General features: G+C 43.0%; 25 protein-coding genes. 1 reads left to right on the top strand and 24 read right to left on the bottom strand.

Going from position 1 to position 22,286, the window contains the following annotated elements; all coding sequences use genetic code 11:
• Positions 1 to 215: 215 nt before the first annotated feature.
• The 8 genes from panD to MKZ26_RS01250 all read right to left on the bottom strand — a co-directional run bounded on the left by panD (position 216) and on the right by MKZ26_RS01250 (position 6,987).
• Positions 216 to 596: an aspartate 1-decarboxylase gene (panD, locus tag MKZ26_RS01285; protein WP_340763956.1), complete on the bottom strand. Its 381-nt coding sequence runs from the start codon at positions 594 to 596 to the stop codon at positions 216 to 218.
• Complete coding sequence (panC, locus tag MKZ26_RS01280) at positions 571 to 1,449, bottom strand: pantoate--beta-alanine ligase (RefSeq protein WP_340767589.1); 879 nt, start codon at positions 1,447 to 1,449, stop codon at positions 571 to 573. Before panC ends, panD begins: the two co-directional genes overlap by 26 nt.
• Position 1,450: 1 nt before the next feature.
• On the bottom strand, positions 1,451 to 2,296 hold the full coding sequence (gene panB, locus MKZ26_RS01275) for a 3-methyl-2-oxobutanoate hydroxymethyltransferase (RefSeq protein ID WP_340763955.1): 846 nt from the start codon (positions 2,294 to 2,296) through the stop codon (positions 1,451 to 1,453).
• A 232-nt stretch (positions 2,297 to 2,528) separates the two neighbouring features.
• A complete protein-coding gene (locus tag MKZ26_RS01270; protein WP_340763954.1) occupies positions 2,529 to 3,512 on the bottom strand; it encodes a biotin--[acetyl-CoA-carboxylase] ligase in 984 nt (327 codons plus the stop codon).
• On the bottom strand, positions 3,490 to 4,680 hold the full coding sequence (locus MKZ26_RS01265) for a CCA tRNA nucleotidyltransferase (protein WP_340763953.1): 1,191 nt from the start codon (positions 4,678 to 4,680) through the stop codon (positions 3,490 to 3,492). The genes MKZ26_RS01270 and MKZ26_RS01265 overlap by 23 nt, the downstream gene beginning before the upstream one ends.
• Positions 4,677 to 5,810: an N-acetyl-alpha-D-glucosaminyl L-malate synthase BshA gene (gene bshA / locus MKZ26_RS01260; protein ID WP_067210332.1), complete on the bottom strand. Its 1,134-nt coding sequence runs from the start codon at positions 5,808 to 5,810 to the stop codon at positions 4,677 to 4,679. Before bshA ends, MKZ26_RS01265 begins: the two co-directional genes overlap by 4 nt.
• A gap of 41 nt (positions 5,811 to 5,851) precedes the next feature.
• On the bottom strand, positions 5,852 to 6,652 hold the full coding sequence (dapB, locus tag MKZ26_RS01255) for a 4-hydroxy-tetrahydrodipicolinate reductase (protein WP_340763951.1): 801 nt from the start codon (positions 6,650 to 6,652) through the stop codon (positions 5,852 to 5,854).
• Positions 6,649 to 6,987, bottom strand: coding sequence for a nucleotide pyrophosphohydrolase (locus tag MKZ26_RS01250; protein WP_067210336.1), 339 nt, complete (start codon positions 6,985 to 6,987; stop codon positions 6,649 to 6,651). Before MKZ26_RS01250 ends, dapB begins: the two co-directional genes overlap by 4 nt.
• A 106-nt stretch (positions 6,988 to 7,093) precedes the next feature.
• Between MKZ26_RS01250 and MKZ26_RS01245 the strand changes: the two genes are divergently transcribed.
• Positions 7,094 to 7,966: a YitT family protein gene (locus tag MKZ26_RS01245; protein ID WP_067210339.1), complete on the top strand. Its 873-nt coding sequence runs from the start codon at positions 7,094 to 7,096 to the stop codon at positions 7,964 to 7,966.
• A gap of 640 nt (positions 7,967 to 8,606) precedes the next feature.
• Here MKZ26_RS01245 and MKZ26_RS01240 read toward each other — a convergent pair.
• The 16 genes from MKZ26_RS01240 to ndk all read right to left on the bottom strand — a co-directional run bounded on the left by MKZ26_RS01240 (position 8,607) and on the right by ndk (position 22,267).
• The gene (locus MKZ26_RS01240; RefSeq protein ID WP_340763950.1) at positions 8,607 to 9,275 is read right to left on the bottom strand and encodes a zinc metallopeptidase; all 669 of its coding nucleotides are present in this window, start codon (positions 9,273 to 9,275) and stop codon (positions 8,607 to 8,609) included.
• A gap of 71 nt (positions 9,276 to 9,346) precedes the next feature.
• Positions 9,347 to 9,946 (bottom strand): DUF1405 domain-containing protein, encoded by a 600-nt coding sequence (locus MKZ26_RS01235; protein ID WP_340763948.1) that lies wholly within the window; start codon positions 9,944 to 9,946, stop codon positions 9,347 to 9,349.
• A gap of 163 nt (positions 9,947 to 10,109) precedes the next feature.
• Positions 10,110 to 10,874 carry a menaquinol-cytochrome c reductase cytochrome b/c subunit gene (locus MKZ26_RS01230; RefSeq protein WP_067210345.1) on the bottom strand — a complete coding sequence of 255 codons (765 nt, stop codon included), beginning with the start codon at positions 10,872 to 10,874 and terminating at the stop codon, positions 10,110 to 10,112.
• A gap of 41 nt (positions 10,875 to 10,915) precedes the next feature.
• Positions 10,916 to 11,590 (bottom strand): menaquinol-cytochrome c reductase cytochrome b subunit, encoded by a 675-nt coding sequence (gene qcrB, locus MKZ26_RS01225; RefSeq protein WP_067210348.1) that lies wholly within the window; start codon positions 11,588 to 11,590, stop codon positions 10,916 to 10,918.
• A gap of 23 nt (positions 11,591 to 11,613) precedes the next feature.
• Positions 11,614 to 12,117: a QcrA and Rieske domain-containing protein gene (locus tag MKZ26_RS01220; protein WP_340763946.1), complete on the bottom strand. Its 504-nt coding sequence runs from the start codon at positions 12,115 to 12,117 to the stop codon at positions 11,614 to 11,616.
• Positions 12,118 to 12,264: 147 nt separating this feature from the next.
• The gene (locus tag MKZ26_RS01215) at positions 12,265 to 12,714 is read right to left on the bottom strand and encodes a YpiF family protein (RefSeq protein WP_340763944.1); all 450 of its coding nucleotides are present in this window, start codon (positions 12,712 to 12,714) and stop codon (positions 12,265 to 12,267) included.
• A gap of 57 nt (positions 12,715 to 12,771) precedes the next feature.
• Positions 12,772 to 13,323 (bottom strand): ReoY family proteolytic degradation factor, encoded by a 552-nt coding sequence (locus MKZ26_RS01210; protein ID WP_187045126.1) that lies wholly within the window; start codon positions 13,321 to 13,323, stop codon positions 12,772 to 12,774.
• Position 13,324: 1 nt separating this feature from the next.
• A complete protein-coding gene (locus MKZ26_RS01205) occupies positions 13,325 to 14,590 on the bottom strand; it encodes a tetratricopeptide repeat protein (protein WP_067210357.1) in 1,266 nt (421 codons plus the stop codon).
• Between the two features lie 38 nt (positions 14,591 to 14,628).
• Positions 14,629 to 15,936: a 3-phosphoshikimate 1-carboxyvinyltransferase gene (gene aroA, locus MKZ26_RS01200; RefSeq protein ID WP_340763941.1), complete on the bottom strand. Its 1,308-nt coding sequence runs from the start codon at positions 15,934 to 15,936 to the stop codon at positions 14,629 to 14,631.
• A gap of 17 nt (positions 15,937 to 15,953) precedes the next feature.
• Positions 15,954 to 17,054: a prephenate dehydrogenase gene (locus tag MKZ26_RS01195; RefSeq protein WP_187045129.1), complete on the bottom strand. Its 1,101-nt coding sequence runs from the start codon at positions 17,052 to 17,054 to the stop codon at positions 15,954 to 15,956.
• Positions 17,051 to 18,151: a histidinol-phosphate transaminase gene (hisC, locus tag MKZ26_RS01190; RefSeq protein ID WP_340763938.1), complete on the bottom strand. Its 1,101-nt coding sequence runs from the start codon at positions 18,149 to 18,151 to the stop codon at positions 17,051 to 17,053. Before hisC ends, MKZ26_RS01195 begins: the two co-directional genes overlap by 4 nt.
• 28 nt (positions 18,152 to 18,179) lie before the next feature.
• A complete protein-coding gene (gene aroH / locus MKZ26_RS01185; RefSeq protein WP_067213969.1) occupies positions 18,180 to 18,542 on the bottom strand; it encodes a chorismate mutase in 363 nt (120 codons plus the stop codon).
• Positions 18,542 to 19,648, bottom strand: a complete 1,107-nt coding sequence (gene aroB / locus MKZ26_RS01180) for a 3-dehydroquinate synthase (RefSeq protein WP_340763936.1) — start codon at positions 19,646 to 19,648, stop codon at positions 18,542 to 18,544. Before aroB ends, aroH begins: the two co-directional genes overlap by 1 nt.
• A gap of 1 nt (position 19,649) precedes the next feature.
• Entirely contained in the window at positions 19,650 to 20,831 is a 1,182-nt protein-coding gene (gene aroC / locus MKZ26_RS01175) for a chorismate synthase (RefSeq protein WP_340763934.1), read from the bottom strand.
• Between the two features lie 114 nt (positions 20,832 to 20,945).
• Positions 20,946 to 21,716 carry a CheR family methyltransferase gene (locus MKZ26_RS01170; protein ID WP_340742316.1) on the bottom strand — a complete coding sequence of 257 codons (771 nt, stop codon included), beginning with the start codon at positions 21,714 to 21,716 and terminating at the stop codon, positions 20,946 to 20,948.
• A gap of 104 nt (positions 21,717 to 21,820) precedes the next feature.
• Positions 21,821 to 22,267 (bottom strand): nucleoside-diphosphate kinase, encoded by a 447-nt coding sequence (gene ndk / locus MKZ26_RS01165; protein WP_067210372.1) that lies wholly within the window; start codon positions 22,265 to 22,267, stop codon positions 21,821 to 21,823.
• Positions 22,268 to 22,286: the final 19 nt, after the last annotated feature.

The raw sequence follows: 22,286 nt of genomic DNA, 5'->3' as shown, positions 1-22,286 counted from the left end.
TTGTATCACATTCTGGCTTTCGAGTCGGTACTAAGCCCATATATATGTTGAACAAATGAATACTTCTATAAACTGAACCAAGACACCTTATAAGGGGCAGCCGAGAGCGGTGGCAAATTCAATGAAGTACTTTATTTCAATATATACAAATTGACAAGAAATATAAAAGGCTCATTCGGAATCATGCGTACCGATTCAAAATGAGCCCTCTTTAATTAGATAGTCATACCTTGTTTTTCACGAATAATTTCTTGCACGCGGTTTTTTTCATCCATGATAAGAACGGTCGGTTCATGCGTACGCGCTTCTTCATCCGTAACATAAACGTAAGATAGGATGATAACGATATCGCCACGCTGCACAAGTCGTGCAGCCGCACCGTTGACGCATATAACACCGCTCCCGCGTTCCCCTGCAATGATATACGTTTCAAAGCGTGAACCATTGTTGTTGTTAACTACATGTACTTTCTCATTTGGCAACATACCTGCTGCGTCGAGGAGATCAGCGTCAATCGTAATGCTCCCGACATAGTTTAAATCCGCCTCTGTTACAGTTGCTCGGTGTAATTTACTGTTCATCATCATTCTGAACATGAGTACCATCCTTTGTTGACATAATTGTATTATCTATTAACCTTGTTTTTCCGAATTTTACAGCGCATGCAAGAATTGCCTCGTCTGACGAACCATCGTATTCTGTAAGTTCCGGATAAGACAGCAGCGAAACATAATCCATTATGCCCGAACTATTTTCCGTAATATAAGCTGTGATTTCCCGTTCAATTTCATTGATCGAAACACCTTCATTAAACAACAATACACCCTTTTTAAGTGATTGCTGGATAATTGGTGCCTCTGCACGTTCCATCTGAGTAAGATTGACATTCCTAGAACTTTTCGCAAGGCCATCTTTCTCGCGTACAATAGGAACCCGTTCAATTGACGTTCTCAAGTTATAATCACGAACAAACGTCTCAATAATCGCCAGTTGCTGCGCGTCTTTCATACCAAAATATGAACGGTCCGGGTCAACAATATTAAAAAGTTTCAAGACAACTTTCAGAACGCCATCGAAATGACCGGGACGAGATGCTCCGCATAGAACTTTTGACTGAGGTCCCGGCAAGATGCGAACACCGCCATCTTGCGGGTACATTTCTTCTGAAGTCGGCATGAACAAAATGTCGACCCCTGCCTCTTTAGCCAGACTTGCATCACGTTCTACATCACGCGGATAGGCTTCAAAATCTTCTCCAGGGCCAAACTGCGCTGGATTGACAAAAATACTCATGACAACCACATCATTATGCTCTCTTGCATGCTTCACAAGCGTCAAGTGACCTTCGTGTAAAAAACCCATCGTTGGCACGAATCCAACTGTACGACCCTCACGTTTATTACGGTCAATCATGCCTTGCAGGGTCTCAATCGAGTGAACGACCGCCATTTCAATTGCCATCCGTATTGCCTCCGTATAACGCCGTTAATTCTTCCTCTTTCATCGTAAAATGATGGCGTTCTGCCGGGAATGAACCATCTTTCACTGACGACACATACTTTTTCAAACCTTCATGGATAACTGTTCCAACATCCGCAAACGTCTCAACAAATTTCGGGACGTGATGACTGCCATACTTCACAGTGTCATGGTATACAAGCACTTGGCCATCCGTTCCCGCTCCTGCACCAATGCCGATTATTGGTATCGAAACTGCTGCAGCAACTTGTTCCCCGAGCTGATAAGGAATACATTCTAAGACGATCATAAATGCCCCTGCTGCTTCACATGCACGTGCATCATCTATAAGTTGCTGAGCCGCTTCCGCCGTCTTCCCTTGTACTTTATAACCGCCGACAACGGATGCCGACTGAGGCAATAGACCAAGATGTGCCACAATCGGAATTCCTGTTCCAGTTAGGAGGCGAATCGTATCGACCACGTTCCCTGCACCTTCAAGTTTTAATGCATTAGCACCTGTTTGTTGAAAAATGCGAACCGCATCTGTTAATGTTCTGTCTGCGCTGCCGTGATAAGAACCGAATGGCATGTCAACAACAAGAAACGTCTCCTTCGCCCCTCTTCTAGTCGCGCTGCCATGATGAATCATGTCTTCCGTAGTAACCGCAATTGTCGAATCATAGCCGAGAACGACCATGCCAAGTGAGTCACCCACGAGAATAATATCGACTCCCGCCTCCTCCGCAAGTTTTGCAGATGGATAATCATAAGCCGTCAGCATAACAATCTTCTCGTTAGCCTTTTTCATTTTGATAAAATCAACTGTGCTTTTCATAGTATTATTCCCCTCTCTTTGAGAAGAAACCGGATATAAAAACCCTTCTGCGCCAAAAATGGACAGAAGGGTTGTATCATCTTGTGATGGTTTCCTCCGTCCCTGTCTTTTAGTAAAGATCAAGGCAGATCATATTGAATTTAAGTTTACCGAAATTTCTAACAGGTGCAGTTCACACTAGATACCGCCCTTCGAAACTACTATAACAAATTGGAAGTACCATGTATAGCGATCAATTTGAAAGTTCGATATCTGCCGAATAGATACCTCGGATGGTACCATCATCAAGTTTAAGTTCGAGCACACCTTCTTCAGAGATACCGAGAGCTGTCCCGACAATCGTTTCATTGAGCATAACCGCTCGAATTCGTTTCCCAGTCGTATTAGAGTAGCCTTCCCATAACATCTTGATCGGCCCAAATCCGTGTTTAACATAGAGATCAGTATATATTTCAAGAAATCCAAGCGTTTTTGCGATCAATTGCGAACGATCGATGGGCTTCCCGGTTAGCATTTTTAGTGATGTAGCTATGCCTTGGAGTTCCTCCGGAAAATCCGATTCGTTCTGGTTAACGTTCATGCCAATCCCTAGAATGACTGCCTTTACTTGATCTGGATCTGCTTGAAGCTCCGTTAAAATACCCGTCACTTTTTTTCCCTTAATCAGGATATCATTCGGCCATTTAATATCTGGATCAATTCCTGTCATTTCCTGAATGGCACGTGTTACAGCGACCGCTGCAACTAACGTCATCTGTGGGGCTTGTTGTGGTGTTAATGATGGCCGGGTAATTACACTCATCCAAATCCCTTTACCCGCTGTGGAGCTCCATGGACGCGCCATACGGCCTCTACCAGCAGTTTGTTCTTCCGCAACAACAACAGTTCCATCTGCCGCACCGTTCTGTTCTTCATCATGCGCGATTAACTGCGTCGACTTACACGTTTCGTAATAATGGATATGTCGACCATACTTTTTTGTTGTTAAATACTTTTGTACATTCGCTTCGTTCACCCGATCCGGTGATTCGATAAGATAATACCCTTTTTTTCGAATCGTCCCAATCACGTAGCCATCCTTTTCGAGCTCTTTTACGTATTTCCAAATGGCAGTCCTTGATAACCCGAATTGATCAGCAATTTCTTGTCCGGAGACGGGTTCACCTTCTGCTTCGAACAGTCTTTTCAACAATTCATTTTTCACGATTGAATTCATATAGAAACCATTCCTTTATGTCGTTTGGATCATTTTTACATGTCCCGTGCAAGACGGCTTTTTCGATTTTCCCTATCCATTCACCGATCCATCTGCCGCCCTTTTGGCTTGTCCACTCCATCAGTTTTTTACCGTCTACAGAAAGATCTGCTATGGACTGAATCGGTAGTGACTGTTTCATCTTTTTAATTTCCGTAAATGAAATTGCTTCGCCATTAGCGTGAATTGATCGAATCAACTTTTCAGTTGTAATCAAAGTAGCTAAATCATAATTGTAATAATCATCAAGCGTAAATTGACAATCCATTCGATTCACGTACGCATCTTTTACGGTTGATAGAAATGTTCTTTCAACGTTTGATAATTTATACGCTCTTGCAACATCCGACGGTGAAAAGTTACCTACAATCATAAAACAAGCCCAACCTTCAACTGCCGATTCGAATGGCACAGTACGGTTGAGTTTTTCGGTGTCTGTTGGAAATAGAGGCAAATGCAAATTTAATCCTGTATTTTGTATGTTGTGAAAAGCTTTAACTACATAATCACCTGCAAATAATTTATCCATTTCAGCTTTTATTCTTTCTACGGATATGTAACGAATTTGCGTAGCATTATCACGAATCGCTTTAAGTGTCTGTTCTTCTATATCAAAACCAAGGACGGCAGTAAAACGGATAGCCCTGAACATTCTGAGTGCGTCTTCGTTAAACCGATCTGCTGCGTTTCCTACAGCTCTAATGATTCGTTCAGCCATATCTGCCTTACCGCCGAACAAATCGATTAGCTCACCATCTTTTGTCATTGCCAGCGCATTTATCGTGAAATCACGTCTCCGTAAATCTTCCTGTAAAGATTTGACGAAATGAACTTCATCCGGTCGACGATGATCTGTATACGTGCCTTCTGTCCGGTAAGTAGTCACTTCAATCGGTTCACCATTCATCAACACAAGGATCGTACCATGTGCTGTACCAATATCTACAGTTGTCGGAAATACTGCTTTTACTTCTTTAGGTTCCGCAGAAGTTGCAATGTCGATATCCGTCGCCGTTTTCCCTAAAAGGTGATCCCGTACCGCACCTCCGACAAAAACAGCTTCATATCCTGCATTTTCAAGGATATGGATAACTTCGCGGCTCGGCACGGTTCCGAATGATGTCGTCATTTATTACCCGCCACCTCATAATAAAGTTTTTCATACTGATTAACGATTGTAGATGAATGGAACTTGTCTGCCGCTGTTATCAGTCCGTTTTCCCTGAATGTAGCACGTAAGTCATCGTCTTTCAGTAGTAGCAACGCTTTTTGTGTTGCCGCATTTGTATCACCTACTTGGACAAGAAAACCGTTGACACCATCTTCAATCACTTCCGGAATCCCACCGACATCTGTCGCAACTGAAGGTAATCCGCAAGCGAGCGCTTCCAGCAGAACAAGGCCGAACGCCTCTTTTTCCGACAAATGAAACATGACATCGCTGATAGCTAGAAGTTCAGGTAAGTCATCCCGTTTTCCCGTGAAAATAACTTGAGCCTGCAAACCTAATTCCATAACGAGCGCTTCCATCTCCACTTTTTCAGGTCCGTCCCCGACAAGAAGCAGTTTTGCATCGATTTCTTTCAATACGCCCCTGAAACTTTCAATAATATCGGGAATTCGTTTCACTTTCCTGAAATTCGAAATATGGACAATCACTTTTTCATCCGACTTAATCCCAAAATCGCTTTTTAGTGTACCAGGATTGACCGGATGGTATTTGTTTTCATCGATGAAATTATAAATAGTTACCAGATCTTTTTTCGGTTGAATCAATTCCAATGTCTCTAATCGAAGCGATTCGGACACAGCTGTTGTAATCGTAGATTTATCGATTCCATAACGCACTGTGTTTCGCAGTCCCGGATCATGTCCAAGAATAGTTACATCTGTTCCATGTAGCGTCGTGATGACGCCAATCGTGGAATTCGCCATATCTTTACCAAGTGCAGCCGATACCGCGTGAGGTACAGCATAATGGACATGAAGAAGGTCGAGTTTTTCTGTCTCGATTACTTCCGCAATACGGTTGGCGAGCGCAATATCATAAGGTGGATATTTAAACACCGAGTAACCATCGATTTTCACTTCATGGAATTGTATATTTTGGTGTGCATCCAGAAATCTGAACGGTTTACTCGATGTGATGTAATGCATTTCATGGCCCTTATCTGCCATCATTTTTCCAAGCTCGGTTGCTACAACCCCAGACCCCCCTAGAGAGGGATAGCAGATTACACCGACTTTCAACTTTTCCAATAACAGCGCCCCTTTCGACTTACAGTACTATTTCCTCACTATTAGTCGATAATATTTTCAAGCCCATAAACCAAATCTAGACGTTCCATAACATTGTGTATCGCCATAAGAATCCCCGGCGCAAATGATTTTCGATCGAAAGAATCGTGGCGAATACTTAGCAATTCACCTTCGCCGCCAAGCAGCACTTGCTGATGTGCAAGTAGCCCTGGCAAACGGATGCTATGTATTTTCATACCTTCGAAATCCGCTCCACGTGCTCCGGCTTGATGTTCTTTTTCGTCTGGATGTCCTTGTCTATGTGAGTCCCTAACCTCGCTAATCATTTCAGCTGTTTTTACTGCCGTTCCTGATGGAGCATCGACTTTATTGTCATGATGCATTTCAAGTATTTCTACATCACCTAAGTAACGCGCTGCAATGGCCGAAAACTTCATCATCAATACCGCTCCGATTGAGAAGTTTGGCGCAATGATCCCGCCAATCAGATTCTTAGCTGCTAAATCTGTCAAAAGGGCAATATTATCCTTAGAAAGCCCAGATGTCCCTACGACAGGTCGGATTCCAAGTGTGATGGCATCATGTACATTTTTGAAAACAGCATCTGGATCTGTGACGTCAAGAAGTACATCTGGCTTGTTGGCAGCCGCCAACTTTTCTAAGGATGTATAAATCGGGATCCCGCTCGCATCATCATTCACTTCAGTTCCATGTAAATACTGACCTTCATACTTATAATCGAGAACAGCAACCAAATCCATATTTGGAGCCTTCATAATCGCAGTTAACGCCGCGCTCCCCAATCTGCCTCGTGCTCCGGCAATTGCAACTTTTATTGTCATATCGTTTCCTCCTTTTTTGTCCAGCGGTCGGCATCCCGATCCTTGAATTTATCAAGAACGGTTGAAAGTGCCTTTTCCAAACTAATTCCCTGTGAATTGGCGAAACAAATAAGAACAAACAACAAATCTCCTGTTTCTTCTTCCAGTGATTTTATCGCCTCACTCGATTTTTTCTTTTTCATGCCATATACATGTTGTACTTCTCTCGACAATTCCCCAAGCTCTTCAGTCAACCTGGCAACCAGTTCCATCGGGGGGAAGTAACCTTCTTTAAAGCCGTTTATGTACAAATCTACTTCTTGTTGTAGTTTTTCCATCGTCTGCGATTGCTCCATTTGCGTCAACTCCCTCTACCATCGTATAAATTAATAACACTATTGTCAAAATAAAAATTATAGCTGATAATAGTTATATTGCTTGAAAAAGAAAGGTGTGCGCTACATGCTCGACGGGATCAAATTCAAAAATATTTTTTTCATCATTCTTGGCGCTGCAATTTTCAGTTTCGGTCTCGTCCATTTTAATATTCAAAACGAACTTGCCGAAGGTGGTTTTACAGGAATTACACTGATTCTCCTGTTCGCTTTCAAATGGGATCCAGCGATTATGAACCTCATTTTAAACATTCCAATGTTTATTATCGGTTGGAAACTATTAGGAAAAAAAGTATTTGTCTATACAGTCATTGGAACAATTGCTGTGTCTGTTTTCCTTAAAGTATTCATGATTTATCAAATTGATATCCATCTAAAAGACGATATGTTCCTTGTTGCCCTGTTCGCGGGTGTGTTTATCGGCATCGGGCTCGGTATCATTTTTAGATATGGCGGAACAACTGGTGGTGTAGATATTATCGCACGTCTTGCTCATAAATACATCGGCTGGAGTATGGGAAAGACAATGTTTCTATTCGACGCGCTTGTCATTCTCGTTTCATGGGCTGTCTATCTAGACCACCGCTCGATGATGTATACGCTTGTTGCGCTGTTTGTTGGCGCCCGCGTCATCGACTTCGTCCAAGAAGGCGCATACGCAGCTAGAGGTGCTTTCATCATCTCTGATAGCCAAGATGATATCGCAACGAAAATCACTGAAGAAATGGATCGTGGTGTAACTGTTTTCAGAGGATACGGTCATTTCACTAAATCTGATCGAGAAATTCTCTATTGTGTCGTCGGAAGAAATGAAATTGTTCGTTTGAAAAACATCATAACGTCAGTCGATCCGCATGCCTTCGTTTCACTCACCGATGTTCACGACGTAATGGGTGAAGGTTTTACGCTGGATGAACAAAAACAGCCGCTTGAGCGATAAGTAAAGCAGAAAGCGCAAAAGTCTTCATTTGGACTAGTATGTTTCCGGCTCGCTTTCGGCTAAACTAATCACGACAGTGTTACCGGGGAACAAGGGTGGCTACAACGTTCGAGTGAAAATTGAAGTTGCGTGCGAAATAAGAATAGATGACTTTTCACAGAAGTTACAGGTGCCCGAAGATACAATCTCGGGCACCTTTGCATTTTCTACAATGCGTGCCTTACTTATTTCCAGTAAAATTTCGCTTGTCTTCATGTGATTTTCTATAGAGGTTAACGATTCCTTAAAATAAAAAAAGAAAAACCATAGAGAAGGAGTGAGCAGCCAAAATCGTATCTTTTGCTGCTTTTATTCAGATAAGAAGCCGACTATTCTTTAACTCCAAAAAGCTTTAGCACTTCGTGTACCTTTGGAAAGCGACGGATGAACGACCACCATACGATTACCGAGATATCTTAATCTATAGGAATCGTTCAATCCAAAGCTATCTAAATCAACTGTACTCGGAGCGCATAGTGTTTGATTCAGTTGTTTTCTGGTTGCTTTTGGTTAATCAACACGTGTGACTTTCTTTTCTACTAAATGTAACCGAAAAAAATCCGTTCCTCAAAATATGAGGAACGGATTTTCTATATTCTACTTAGTCTCTGCCCCTAAAAATCAGGATAAGACGAACCAGTTCAAGTACTGCAACAGCAGTTGCTGCGACATAAGTCATCGCCGCTGCGCTCAATACTTTTTTCGCACTTTTTTCTTCTTCATTGCGAATAATACCAAGTGTAACAATCTGATTCATCGCACGTGTAGATGCGTTAAACTCAACTGGTAATGTAACAACTTGAAACAGAACCCCGACTGCTAGTAGCGCGATACCAATTCCAAGCAAGGAATTCATGCTTGAGAAAATCACACCAATCATAATGAAAACCCAAGATGCATTGGAAGTGATGCTCGCAACTGGCGCTAAACGGTGACGGAAACGTAAAAATGAATAGGCTTCCTTGTCCTGTATTGCATGACCAACTTCATGTGCGGCAATTGCTGTACCTGCTACAGATGCCTCCCGGAAATTATGTGTGGATAATGCAATAACTTTCGTAACCGGATTATAATGATCAGTCAGAAATCCTTGGCTTTCAATCACTTGCACATTTTGTAACCCATTTCGGTCAAGGATAAGACGCGCGACCTCCGCACCTGACATTCCAGATGTAGAACGCACTTTAGAGTATTTTTTGTATGTGCTTTTCACTTTGAATTGGGCATAAAGCGGCAATAGTATAATTGCACCCAAGTAAATCCAGAACATAGTCAACTTCCTCCCTTTTCTCTATATGACCCATTCTATAGCGGTCACACTTCATCCGCAACTATTTACTATTACCATATAACAGTGTTCGACCTCTTCTTCAATACCCAATAAGCCAGTGTGATGCAGGCAATCGATAACCAGAATGTAAAGTAACCAATATGATCCATATGCTTCATCAAGTCATAATAGATTGGCATTTGCCCGTAAACGTAATCGATGACATCGTTATGAAGTGTCCAAACCGCCGCAATTGCAATATGGACAAATGAAAATCTATATAACGGACTGTATAATACTGCCTGAAGTGCCATCGCGAAATGCGAACCGATAAGCATCCAGCCTATCCAGCCGATTGAACCTGTCTCGACAAGCGTCAATAGATTCATGACGACCGCCCAAAGTCCGTATTTTACAAGCGTTATAAGTGCAAGCGCTTCGATTAACTTAAAGTTCCTACCGATTAGCCAACCGATGATTGCAAGCGTGAAAAACAGACTGGCCGTAGGACTGTCTGGCACAAAAATCCAAAACTTTGGCTCCGTGATTTTAAGTTGCCACATATACCAATCATAGCCGAACACCGTTCCACTCAAGTTAATAAATAACAGAATCCAAAGAAATGATTTATGAGAAAGCACGAGCCAAATTTTCTGTATAAATAAACCCATGGGCACCTCTCCAAAATAACTTAATATGTATCAACAAAAGCGAGCCTCTAGATGTTAGAGTCTTGACGTAGAATATCGTCCTCCGTAGCTTATCCACTAACCTCGAACTTTATTGTTTCCTAAGTAATAAAAAAAGAGTCAGTTTCCTGACTCTTTTTTGTTACTAGTTTTTCAAGCCTTCAATAAACTCGGCAAGTATTTGTAAATCTTCATCTGAGCCTTCCCATGTTCCAGGAGGCATGTCGCCTTGTCCATCATGAGCAATTTTCACGATCTCATCGGCAGCCAGACCAGTATTTACTAAGGGCTTACCTAGTCCACCCTGGAATGCATCACCGTGACAACCAATACAGCTCGCTCCAGCGTAGATTTGATAACCTTCAGATTCAGTGTCGAATTCAACTTCTTCGACAATCGCACCTTGTATTTTCTGTTTATCCCAGTCATGGTTCACGTATGATTCCCATGTCAAGTAGAACAAAGCTGCGAATGAAAGAAGCATGAATGCAGTAGGTAGCGGACGTTTAAACGGACGGCGCTCCTTTGTAGTATCCATAAATGGAACAAGCATCAGGGCACCCATTGCAAGACCTGGCATGATAATAGCACCAATAATATTAAACGGTCCTGAAGCAAATTGATACTTTAACAATTGATACATAGATAGGAAATACCAGTCTGGAACCGGCATATACATCGTATCCGTCGGGTCCGCTTGACGTTCAAGCGGGGACGGATGAGCAACTGTCAATATTAAATATCCAATAAGGAAAACTGCACCAATCAGCCATTCCTTCAAGAGGAAGTTTGGCCAGAATGCTTCCGTTTTACCCGGATATTCTGAGTAATCTTTCGGGACGTTCGGCATCTTGTTATTAGCCTTAATGCGCGAATCTCCGACAAATTTCATCCCTTTTCCGCGGTGCATAATGTCCCCTCCTTATTAATTTCATTGGACGCCAGTCAATCTTATAGCGGTCCTGAAATACCTTGTCTTCTGATCATGATAAAGTGTGCTGCAAGCAACCCAAGCAAAGCAGCCGGTAAGAAGAATACATGAATCGCGAAGAAACGTGTTAGTGTTTGTGCACCAAGAATCGTTGAGTCTCCTGCAAGGAGAACTTTAATTGATTCACCGATGAACGGGACGGAAGCCGCAATTTCAATTCCTACTTTCGTAGCAAACAATGCTTTCATATCCCATGGCAGTAGATAACCAGTGAAACCAAGGCCAAGCATGACCATGAAGATCAATACTCCGACAACCCAGTTAAGTTCACGTGGTTTCTTATAAGAGCCCGTAAAGAATACACGCAGCGTATGTAGGAACATCATAACGATAACCAATGACGCTCCCCAGTGATGCATCCCACGCACAATTTCACCGAATGCTACTTCATTTTGAAGGTAATAAACGGATTTCCATGCATTTTCAATGTCCGGTGTGTAATACATTGTAAGGAACATACCAGAAAGAATCTGGATGACAGTGATAAAGAATGTCAGTCCTCCGAAACAATAGATGAATGCAGAAAAGTGATGTGCAGGGTTTACGTGCTCAGGTACTTCGTGGTCAGCGATATCGCGCCAAATCGGGGTGATATCCAACCGTTCGTCAACCCAATCATAAATTTTATTTAGCACTTCGGTCGTACCCCCTTACATTTTTAAACTAATGTGTTCGGTTTTGTTTTTCCAAGATACACGAATCCGCCTTCGACTTTAACATCAAATTCGTCAAGTGGTCCAAGCGGTGGCGTTCCTTGTACGTTGTCGCCATTTTTCATATAACGTCCTGCGTGACATGGACAGAAAAATTGGTCTGGATGCTTTTCATCGCCGCCCCAGTTCACTGTACAACCAAGGTGTTTGCAGACAGGGGAAAGCGCGATAACCGTATCGCCATTTTTATAAACCCACGCAGTGTTTGACACGTCAGATTTATACCAGGCATCCTTACGATCTTTGATAGTGAAATCGACACGAACTGGCATTTCCGTTAGCTCGTCCACTTTTTGCGGAGTCGGAATGAAGTCTCCTTCATCTTTCTTCTGCAAGACAGGGTCGATTGCAAAACGGACCATTGGCATCAACATACCTGACGCCATGAATCCACCAACACCCATAAGTGTATAACTCATGAATTGGCGTCTTGACACTTTCTTGCTCATTAATTTCCCTCCTCTTACTTAAAGGTCAGTCCAACGGACATTCTTTTGCTAATTGTAATACTAGGACATATCTATGATATATCAATACTAAAGGAAATTCAATCCTGCTTTCCGAACAGATGTAAGATTGTGAACAAATATCGAATTTTACTGCGCCGACCATTTTTCCGTGAAGCGTGGTAAAACCTGCCGAAGCTGATCTTCAATGATTGTTTTTCTTAATTGTGGATCCATGCTTTCCAGCGGAATTGACGGTAACCAGATCACTTCACCATCTAATTTAAGGCTTGTCCACGTAACATCAGTCGTCAAGAAAAATACGTGTTTAAATGGTACCGCCGCAAAGTCCCGAGACAGTGTTGCAGCCAGCTCCGTCAGATCCATTGACTGCGTATAAGCAAATGGTGGCATTAGCATCATACGCCCTTTGAATTGCGTTTCGATGAAAGTCGTAAGATGCATCAGAAACTCTGAAGATGACGCGCTGGTTTTCATATTCCCCGGCACAGTCTCTACTTTAAGTAAGGGTACAATAAGTGTATCGATATATTCTTTCTGTTGCAAATATGTATCCATATCTTGTGCAGTCCAGTTCATTGCAAAATTACCTCCTTGAAAAATCAATAAAGAACTCCACCAAATTGGGCGGAGTCGTTAGTTCTTCGATACCTTCATGTCATTCAACAGCGCAGATAATGCGATAAACCGTTCCTTATCGTTGGTATCGAGGGCCTCATCAACCCTTTTCATAAGCATATCAACGGTCATTAAAGCAGCACTTTCCTCCAGCAATTGTTCTGCAATTTCCCGATCGCCTTCACTTACCTGTAAATAATCCGGAAGAAAAGGATTTTCTTCACGAACACTTGCATATTCTGGGCAAGAGTGGCTGTTCGAAAAATTTAATTGTATATACATCTTATCATCTGGATGAAGTCTTAAGTCATGAAATGACTTCTCGGCATCAGCAGTCATTAAGTTCCCTTTATAAAAACGAAACGGAATGCTCTCCGAACCCGTTGTTGACATCACCATCGCCCTTGGACAGTAATGTGCTTCATCCGTAAAGTGGACGTTTTGCAGAAGCTGTTCGTGGCTTAGAAGGTAATTCAAAATCCACACACATTCACGGCGCTTCAATTTGTAGCGCTTTAAGAACCATCGCACAAAGTCCTTTTTAGCAGCGACAGGAACCATGGCCGTCATGTCACACCTCCTCGTCATTTTGTGCTTCCAGATAAGCTCTCCAATTCTCATCGTCAGGGTCAAGTTCAACCAATTCCTTGACTATTTTGAGGGCTTCATCACGTTTTCCTTCTTCAATCAGGAATTTCGCGAAATTCCCAAGAAAACTGTGGTCATCCTTCATCCCAATATATGCCTTACCATAGGATGTGTATGCATCTTCATATTGTTCTTCACGTTCATATGCATAGGCCATAAACGCATCCAATAAAGGTATGTCAACTTGATTATCTTGTGAGTACGTAAGTAGATCGAGCAACTCAGGGCTCTGTTCTCTCTCATTATACAGTGAGGCAAGCGTAATAAGTGCTTCAATGTATTCTGGATCGAGTGCCAATGCTTCTTTCAAATGTTCTTCTGCTTTTTCTGGAATACCTAATTTCAATGCTGATTTCCCAGCGGTCAATTGCAGTTCCTTATCAAATTCGTCCCTGCGGATTCCATCTTTGAACATATCGTATGCTCTTTGATCATCACCTAAAACTGACAAAGACTGTCCTGCCAGCATATAAGCAGAAAAGTAATCTGGATCCATTTCAATTAAATCGTCTAGCAATGTGACTGCTTTTTCTGCATTGCCACTTTGGAAGTAAGCAAATGCCGCCCCGAAAAGTGTATCTGGCAAGGCGTTATCCTGTAGCATTTCTTCGTAGTAAGGTATTGCTTCTTCATAAGCAGCACCAGCGCTATATGTTTCCGCAAGTCTTGAAACAATACGAATGCCGCCAATTTCTTCCGTTTCATCATTCAAATCAAGATACATCCGTGTAGCCTCTCCGTACTTCCCAGAATCAAGGAGCAATTCCGCATACGCAAACCGAATGACAGGTTCATCAGGTACAAGTTCATGAGCTTCCTTAATCTTCGCAAGAGCTGCTTCCGCCATTCCGGACATCTGATAATAATCCGCTAACGCTAAAAGGGCTTGGACATATTCTTCGTCGTCCGGCCCTACATCCGTGAGAAGAAGAAGCGCTTCGTCCTCTTCCCCGAGCTCAAGTAATGTACCGGCGCGATCAATTTTCAACTGGGCTTCATCCGGTAAATGAAGGCGCAACGTTTCAAAAAGGCGATCAGCCTCCCCCATAAATCCATAACTAGCAAATAAATCTGCCGCTTCATAGAGCAAATCGAAATCGGTCGACCCCGTTAACTGATCAATAACACCGGTGAGTACTTCTACATCACCTTCTAAAATAGTTCGTTCAATTTCTTCTAACTGTCCCATATTTTCACCTGAACTTTCAAAATGTATACATCAAGCTGTTATCCTTTTGTATTTATAGAAACAGCGAGCTTTTCCAAGTCTGTGAAAAATCCTGGATATGAAATAGCTATGCATGACGGATCTTCGATTTGGATTGGAGCTGACGCGACAAGTGCTGCAATTGCAGCCATCATACCCAATCTATGATCGCCGTACGAAACAAGTGTGCCACCCGAGAGTTCCGTAGGTCCATGAATGATCATCCCATCGTCCGTAGCTTCGATATTTGCACCCAATTTTTTCAACTCTGTTGTTACCGCAGCAATTCTATCTGTCTCTTTGACCCGTAGTTCCCCGGCATCTTTGATAACTGTTGTTCCTTCGGCCTGCGTTGCGAGCAATGCGATAACAGGCAGCTCATCGATGAGCCTTGGTATTAAGTCCCCACTGATTTCAGTACCATGCAAACCTTCGTAGGATACTTTTACAGTACCATACGGTTCGCCAGCCCCGTTAACTTCTTCAAGGATTTCAACACAAGCACCCATATTCGTAAGCACGTCCAATATCCCCGTCCTTGTCGGATTAAGCCCGACATTCGTAAACGTAACGGAACTTCCCTTAATCATTGCAGCTGCAACCATGAAAAATGCCGCTGATGAAATATCACCTGGAACTAACACATCTTTGCCCCGGAGCACATTCCCGCCCTTGACACTAACTTTAGTTCCGTCCACCTGAACCTCTGCTCCAAATTGCTGCAGCATACGTTCAGTATGGTCGCGCGAAACTGTCTCCTCACTAATAACAGTTGTCCCTTCCGCATTCAAACCAGCAAACAGAATAGCCGATTTAACTTGGGCACTGGCAACAGGCATGTCGTATTCAATTGCAGAGAGCGGTCCACCCGTAATTGTGAGTGGCAGGAGATTGCCATCTGGTTCTCCTACTACAGAAGCTCCCATGGACGACAAGGGTAGTGTAACTCTATTCATTGGACGCTTTGACAGTGATTCATCGCCTGTCAGAACGGACTTAATAGTTGAGCCCGCAAGTATTCCAAGAATTAGACGTGCTGTTGTCCCTGAATTACCTGCATAAAGTTCCTCAGACGGCGTTTGCCACCCTTGCATTCCAGGGCTATCTACTGTGACGTTAGTGCCATCCCTTTCAATTGATACGCCGAGTTGTCGAAAAATATCAATTGTTCGCAGGCAATCTTCTCCGTCCAGGAATCCGGTAATTTGTGTTTTACCTACGGCGATAGAACCGAGCATTACGGCCCGGTGCGATATCGATTTATCACCTGGAACTACCACATTACCCTTCAATTCTGGTTTATTGAACGCCACTAGTTTCGTCTCCACCAAGAAAAGCCCCCCATTCAAACTATGTACATGCTAAAATTCATTGTTTTGGAAAGAGCGGATTTTGCTCGTTCCCGGTCATCAGTAGTTTGGAAGCTGATAACAAGTATTCCAAAGACATCCGTCCGCGTCTCAACGATTCGGATATTTGTTAAACTGATCCGTTCATCCGCAAGTATTTTTGTGATTTCCGAAATGATACCCGGGTGATCAGGAATATCAATATGCAAATCGAATGTCATATAGAATGCACCCTGAGACGTAATCGGTAAGTCGTCTCGGAACTGTTTCGCCCCTGCAAAATAATTATATATTTCGTCGGGGTCATTCGATTTTAGCATATTTCGAACATTTTCCATCTCTTCAAGCCATCCATCCAGTTGCTTTAACAACTCTTCCCTGTTCTGCGTCGTAATATCACGCCACATGATGGGATCTGCAGATGCAATTCGAGTCAAGTCACGAAACCCGCCCGCCGCAAGTTTTTTAACAAACGGTTGCTCTTCTTGTTGTGCTGATAGCCTTCCAACGAGCGAAGAAGCGACGAGATGCGGAAAATGGCTAACGATTGCCGTCATCCGATCATGTTCTTCAGAATCGAGCACGACAATTTTCCCTTTCGTTGGACCAAGTAGAACGCGGAGCTGTTCGACCTTTGCACTGTCTGTTTGTGAATCTGGTGTCAATATGTAATACGCATTTTCAAATAGATGCTCTTTAGCCGCAGTTACTCCACTTTTATGAGAACCCGCCATCGGATGGCCACCGATAAATGTAATTCCACGTTCAAGCAATTGTTTTGCAGCATCCATTATTGGACCTTTTGTACTGCCCGTATCCGTCATAATAACGTCCGTTCTCAATTTCCAGTTGACCGCTTGATGCATCATTGCAACCGTCGTATTGACCGGCGTTGCAAAGATGATGACATCCGCATGTTCACATGCATTCTCAATAGATGTGGCAATTGTATCAATGATCCCCCTACGGAAAGCTTGTTCCAACGTACTGAAGGATCGGTCGTACCCCGTTACTTGCAGACCGGGGTTACGTTTCAAAGCAAGCCCGAGCGAACCACCAATCAGGCCAAGTCCAATTATCGCGATATTCGGTTTCATACGGCTGAACCCTCGGATTGCAACAACGTATCAAATGCTTTGAAGAAGTTACTAGTCTGTTCTTCCGACCCAATTGTCACCCTTATATAACCGGGGGTTCCAAGTGCATTTCCGCTTCTAACGATGAATCCCTGCTGCAACAGCTTTTCTGAAGCATCATCTGCATCACCTGGCACTGCAATTAAAACGAAATTTGTTTCGGAATCGAATAAATGCAGTTTATTGTCCGAAGCATACTGTGTAAACCGTAGCCTTTGTTCATGATTCATGTTACGACAATGTTCGATGAATGCTTCATCTTCGAGCGCTTTTTCCGCAACTGCTAGACCAAGCGAGTTATTGTTGAACGGGCTCCGCACTTTATTGAGATTAGAAATGACCTCCGGGTGACCAATTGCATAGCCAACTCTGAATGCTGCCAATCCGTATGCTTTGGAAAACGTCCGTAAAATAATGACATTCGGGAATTTTTCCAGCCATGAAATCGAGTCGATATGCTCAGAGCCAGTAATGTATTCGAAATACGCTTCGTCAAGAACGACTAGGATATTTTCTGAAACTTGTTCAAGGAATCCCTTTAACGTGTCGCTGGGAATCAAGTTACCGGTCGGATTGTTCGGATTGCATAGCCAAGCAACCGCAGTCTCACCATCGATAGCTCCCAAGAACCCCTCCAAATCATGATGGCCATCCTTCAGCGGTACTTCCCGGATTTCGGCCCCTTCTATTCTTGCATTATGAGCATATTGAGGGAAGGTCGGTGTCGCCATAACGGTATTTACTCCATTGCCAAGGAGCGCTCTTGAAATAATCATAATGATTTCATCTGAGCCATTTCCGAATAACAAAGAGGTTTCGTCAACTCCGTGTTTCTCCGCAAGTTTCTTCCGTAGTCCCCCCGCATAGCCGTCTGGATACAATTCATGCTGGATTGCGGCTGATGTCAAATAGTCTCTGACGGATGGTGCACAGCCATACGGGTTTTCATTTGAAGCAAGTTTTACAACATCATCCAGACCGTATATTCGTTTAGCTTCATCAATCGATCTACCTGGTTTATAAGGTTGCATACTATCAAGCGCTTTTTTCCAGTTCATAAAATTCCCTCCGGTCAATAGATATGGGTTATTTTTGTAAATCCGGTCGTAACTTAACTGCATTTTTTTGATAAATATGTTTTACATAACGTTGCGGAATATCAGTATTCACATGCATAAGCGCTCTGATGCATAATGGCATTGCTCCCGGGACGTCCATCTCATGCGTACACATAACCGGGACGTATATCCATCCATCAATCGATCGAACTGCTTTTGCAGGAAAGGTCGATTTGATGTCCGTCGTAGTAGAGATAAGTACCGAAATGATATCCCCAGGTAAAACACTGTTCTCTTTCGCCATTTCTTCGACCAACGCTTGCGTCGCTTCAAGAACAGCTTGTTCTTCGTCGTTCTCGACTGTCGTTGCTCCCCTTAATCCTCTTACCATCATTTCTTCACATCCCCTTTCGTTCTTTGTCTCAATTGATGGAATGCTTGTTCACATTGCGCTTTTGACAGTTCTTTTACATAGGGTTTTCCTATCCCATCAAGCAAAACAAAATTAAGCTTTCCGAAAGAGACTTTTTTATCTTTTTCCATGTAATTCATAAATACATCGAATCCATGTTCATGAACTGGTTGGAATGTATAGCCATGCGTATTTGCAAATTGGATGAATCGAATTGTCAACGCTTCATCAACCGCGCCAGTGTCTTCACTTAAAATAAGACTGTATACCATGCCAATCATAACCGACTCTCCATGGCTTAACCCCCCGAAACCACATACACCTTCTACAGCATGGCCGAATGTATGACCGAAGTTTAGATACTTTCGAGTCGAATGCTCAAATTCGTCTACTGAGACGATTTTCGCTTTAACTTCTATTCCCCGTAACAATTCGTGTGATAACCATTCAATGCTTGGTTGAGAAAAGGAAGGGGTAGACAATAGCTCAAGCGTCCATTCCTCATTTGAAATAAGCGCGTGTTTCAACAATTCTGCCATACCCGATCTGATTTCTCGAGGCGGAAGCGATTCGAAGAGCCTCGTGTTGAATAGAACTCCGACTGGCTGATGAAAAGAGCCTACCATATTTTTCCCTTCCGGCATATTGATTGCCGTTTTGCCCCCCACTGCACTGTCATGAGCCAAGATTGTTGTAGGGCATTGTAAGTACCTAATCCCCCTCATGAATGTCGCAGCGACGAACCCAGTGAGATCACCGCATGCGCCTCCCCCAAATGCGATAAGGAGAGAATCCCTGGTGAATTTTTCATTTAACAAAAAAGATAGGCAATCGACATACACAGCGGATGTTTTACAGCTTTCTCCAGCTGGGACTGTTTTTACACTAATTTCACAGTTTACAGACTGCAACGACTTTTGTAGCAGCGGCAAGTAGATAGCTGCTACCCGCTCATCCGCAATGATAGCAATTCGGTCGACTGTGCCTAGAAGTTCAGCATATTCTGTGGCGAATAGCTCGTACGTATCTTGACCTATATGGACGTTATATTGATGATCCCGGACAGCAACTGTAAGTTTCCCCATATTAAAACTCCTTTACATACCGTCTATATTCTTCAATATCCTTTTTTAGACCGTCCATTGTGTCCGAACGGAATTCTTCCATAATGGCTTTCGCCATCTCAGTTGCAATGACATGTTCTGCTACAACAGAAGCTGCGGGTACCGCACAAGGGTCCGAACGTTCGATTGTTGCAACAAACGGTTCTTTCGTATCAATATCGACACTTTCAAGCGGCTTGTACAAGGTAGGGATAGGTTTCATAACGCCCCTGACTACAATCGGCATACCTGTCGTCATTCCGCCTTCAAGGCCACCCAATCGGTTTGATTTACGGAAATAGCCTAGTTCTTCACTCCACGCAATTTCATCATGCACTTTACTGCCTGGCATTTTTGCCATTTCAAACCCGAGTCCAATCTCAACACCTTTAAACGCATTGATGCTCATCATCGCTCCCGCGAGCTTCCCGTCCATCTTCCGATCAAATTGAACATAGCTCCCGATTCCAGGTGGACATCCTTCAATAACCACTTCTACGACGCCTCCAACTGTATCTCCACGGCCTTTCGCATCATCAATGGCTTGTACCATCAGTTTTGAAGCCTCAGGGTCTGCACAGTAGACAGGGTCATTCTCGATGATATTGCGGAGCTCTTCCGTCCCTTTTCCTGCATATGTATCTGGATTTGTTGTGAATCCCCCAATTTCTGTTACATGTGCGACAGTTTCGATACCCAGTTCGCGTAGGAACTGTTTTGCGACCGCACCGATTGCCACACGCATCGTCGTCTCACGCGCGGACGATCGTTCTAGAACGTTGCGCAAATCTCGATGACCGTATTTCATGCCGCCCACAAGATCTGCATGACCTGGTCTTGGACGCGTTATTTGTCGTTTCACATCTTCTGGCTTAACATCATCAGCGAGTGGTTCTACCCCCATAATTGATGTCCAATGCTTCCAATCATCATTAACAACCGTCAACGTCACCGGTGACCCAAGTGTTTTACCATGGCGGACACCTGATGAAATGACAACCTGATCTTTTTCTATTTGCATACGTCTTCCGCGCCCATGTCCACCTTGACGCCTTGAAAGTTCCCCATTTATCATTTCAGCAGTCAATTCCATTTGAGCAGGTAGCCCTTCAATGATTGCTGTTAGTTGCGGACCGTGTGATTCACCGGCTGTGAAATATCTCATTCCATTTCCTCCTCCGACGAATGGATTAACATTCGTTTTATAGCACTCTACCAAAGTAAGATGCTTTTGACTATATGTTTATATTAAAAATATCCGGAAAGTTATCCGGATATTTTAAATTTTCCTATAAAAGAATGTGTCTTCTGATTCTAATCCGTATTTTGAAGGATTGAAAATCTGTTCTGTACTTCCCACAAAAAGAATCCCACCCTGTTTCAGCGACTTGGAGAAGTTCGTGTAAATCTGATCTTTCGCTTCTTCTGTGAAGTAAATCATTACATTGCGACAAACAATTAAATCGAACCCTGTATCGTATCGGTCTTCTAACAAATTTTGTTGCTTAAATGTCACAGTCCGTTTGATGTCATCCTTCACCTGATAAAAATGACCTTCATTGACAAAGTGCTGTTTCACGATTGAGGCAGGCACTTCCTTCAAAGCTCTTTCAGGGTATAAACCGACTTTCGCCCGTTCAATTACACCTAAATCCAGATCAGTCGCCAAGATTGATATATCACGCAGTGGCACATGCGATAATAAAACAAGCGCGATCGAATATGGTTCTTCACCCGTGGAACAGGCAGCACTCCAAATCTTCAGTTTTTTACTTTGAGCAAGGAGCTTGGGGAATATCTTCTTTTCCAGCACGTCCCAGCGCTGGGCATTGCGGTAGAATTCAGAAACGTTGATGGTCATCCGATCAAGGAATTCCTCAAGTAGCTCTTTATCATTATGTATAGCTTCATAATACTCTATAAAATTTCGGTACCCTCTTTTCTCATATAGAGAAGTGAGTCTTCTTTTCATCTGTGCTTCTTTATAAAGTGACAGATCGATACCCGTCTTTTTCTTGACGTTTCCAATAAATACAGCATAATCCGGCAACCTGCGTCCCCCCCGTTCATATATTCTTACTATTATAACGGATTGGAACCCATTTCGAAAGAACAAAAACAGCCTAGCGAAATTCGCAGGGCTGTTTAAGGTAATTAATTGATCCAGTTGTTCATTGATTTGTCATAAGTAACAAGTTCTTCTTCCTTGAAGAAAAGACCGATTTCACGAACAGCTGATTCTGGAGCATCTGAACCGTGAATGATGTTTTTGCCAACAGTAACAGCGAAGTCACCGCGGATTGTTCCAGGTGCAGATTCTTTCGGGTTCGTTGCGCCTGTCATTAGACGGCCAACTGAGATAACGTTTTCGCCTTCCCAAACCATTGCGAATACAGGACCTGATGTGATGAAATCAACAAGCTCGCCGAAAAAAGGACGCTCTTTATGTTCGCCGTAGTGTTGCTCAGCAAGTTCTTGTGAAATTGTCATAAGCTTAGCGCCTACAAGTTGGAAACCTTTACTTTCGAAACGACCCACGATTTCACCGATTAGATTACGTTGTACGCCGTCTGGTTTAACCATTAAAAATGTTCTTTCCATATTTAACACTCCTTCTTAT

The organism is Sporosarcina sp. FSL K6-6792, assembly GCF_038004885.1.
In the GTDB taxonomy this organism is placed as follows: domain Bacteria; phylum Bacillota; class Bacilli; order Bacillales_A; family Planococcaceae; genus Sporosarcina; species Sporosarcina psychrophila.
This window is presented reverse-complemented; position numbering and strand designations above follow the sequence as displayed.

What these genes read in the sequence shown, in the direction of transcription:
- panD (WP_340763956.1), bottom strand. Translation starts at nt 596, where the DNA reads ATGTTCAGAATGATGATGAACAGTAAATTACACCGAGCAACTGTAACA.
- panC (WP_340767589.1), bottom strand. Translation starts at nt 1,449, where the DNA reads ATGGCGGTCGTTCACTCGATTGAGACCCTGCAAGGCATGATTGACCGT.
- panB (WP_340763955.1), bottom strand. Translation starts at nt 2,296, where the DNA reads ATGAAAAGCACAGTTGATTTTATCAAAATGAAAAAGGCTAACGAGAAG.
- MKZ26_RS01270 (WP_340763954.1), bottom strand. Translation starts at nt 3,512, where the DNA reads ATGAATTCAATCGTGAAAAATGAATTGTTGAAAAGACTGTTCGAAGCA.
- MKZ26_RS01265 (WP_340763953.1), bottom strand. Translation starts at nt 4,680, where the DNA reads ATGACGACATCATTCGGAACCGTGCCGAGCCGCGAAGTTATCCATATC.
- dapB (WP_340763951.1), bottom strand. Translation starts at nt 6,652, where the DNA reads ATGACAATAAAAGTTGCAATTGCCGGAGCACGAGGCAGATTGGGGAGC.
- MKZ26_RS01250 (WP_067210336.1), bottom strand. Translation starts at nt 6,987, where the DNA reads ATGGAGCAATCGCAGACGATGGAAAAACTACAACAAGAAGTAGATTTG.
- MKZ26_RS01245 (WP_067210339.1), top strand. Translation starts at nt 7,094, where the DNA reads ATGCTCGACGGGATCAAATTCAAAAATATTTTTTTCATCATTCTTGGC.
- MKZ26_RS01240 (WP_340763950.1), bottom strand. Translation starts at nt 9,275, where the DNA reads ATGTTCTGGATTTACTTGGGTGCAATTATACTATTGCCGCTTTATGCC.
- MKZ26_RS01235 (WP_340763948.1), bottom strand. Translation starts at nt 9,946, where the DNA reads ATGGGTTTATTTATACAGAAAATTTGGCTCGTGCTTTCTCATAAATCA.
- MKZ26_RS01230 (WP_067210345.1), bottom strand. Translation starts at nt 10,874, where the DNA reads ATGCACCGCGGAAAAGGGATGAAATTTGTCGGAGATTCGCGCATTAAG.
- MKZ26_RS01220 (WP_340763946.1), bottom strand. Translation starts at nt 12,117, where the DNA reads ATGAGCAAGAAAGTGTCAAGACGCCAATTCATGAGTTATACACTTATG.
- MKZ26_RS01215 (WP_340763944.1), bottom strand. Translation starts at nt 12,714, where the DNA reads ATGAACTGGACTGCACAAGATATGGATACATATTTGCAACAGAAAGAA.
- MKZ26_RS01210 (WP_187045126.1), bottom strand. Translation starts at nt 13,323, where the DNA reads ATGACGGCCATGGTTCCTGTCGCTGCTAAAAAGGACTTTGTGCGATGG.
- MKZ26_RS01205 (WP_067210357.1), bottom strand. Translation starts at nt 14,590, where the DNA reads ATGGGACAGTTAGAAGAAATTGAACGAACTATTTTAGAAGGTGATGTA.
- MKZ26_RS01195 (WP_187045129.1), bottom strand. Translation starts at nt 17,054, where the DNA reads ATGAAACCGAATATCGCGATAATTGGACTTGGCCTGATTGGTGGTTCG.
- hisC (WP_340763938.1), bottom strand. Translation starts at nt 18,151, where the DNA reads ATGAACTGGAAAAAAGCGCTTGATAGTATGCAACCTTATAAACCAGGT.
- aroH (WP_067213969.1), bottom strand. Translation starts at nt 18,542, where the DNA reads ATGGTAAGAGGATTAAGGGGAGCAACGACAGTCGAGAACGACGAAGAA.
- aroB (WP_340763936.1), bottom strand. Translation starts at nt 19,648, where the DNA reads ATGGGGAAACTTACAGTTGCTGTCCGGGATCATCAATATAACGTCCAT.
- aroC (WP_340763934.1), bottom strand. Translation starts at nt 20,831, where the DNA reads ATGAGATATTTCACAGCCGGTGAATCACACGGTCCGCAACTAACAGCA.
- ndk (WP_067210372.1), bottom strand. Translation starts at nt 22,267, where the DNA reads ATGGAAAGAACATTTTTAATGGTTAAACCAGACGGCGTACAACGTAAT.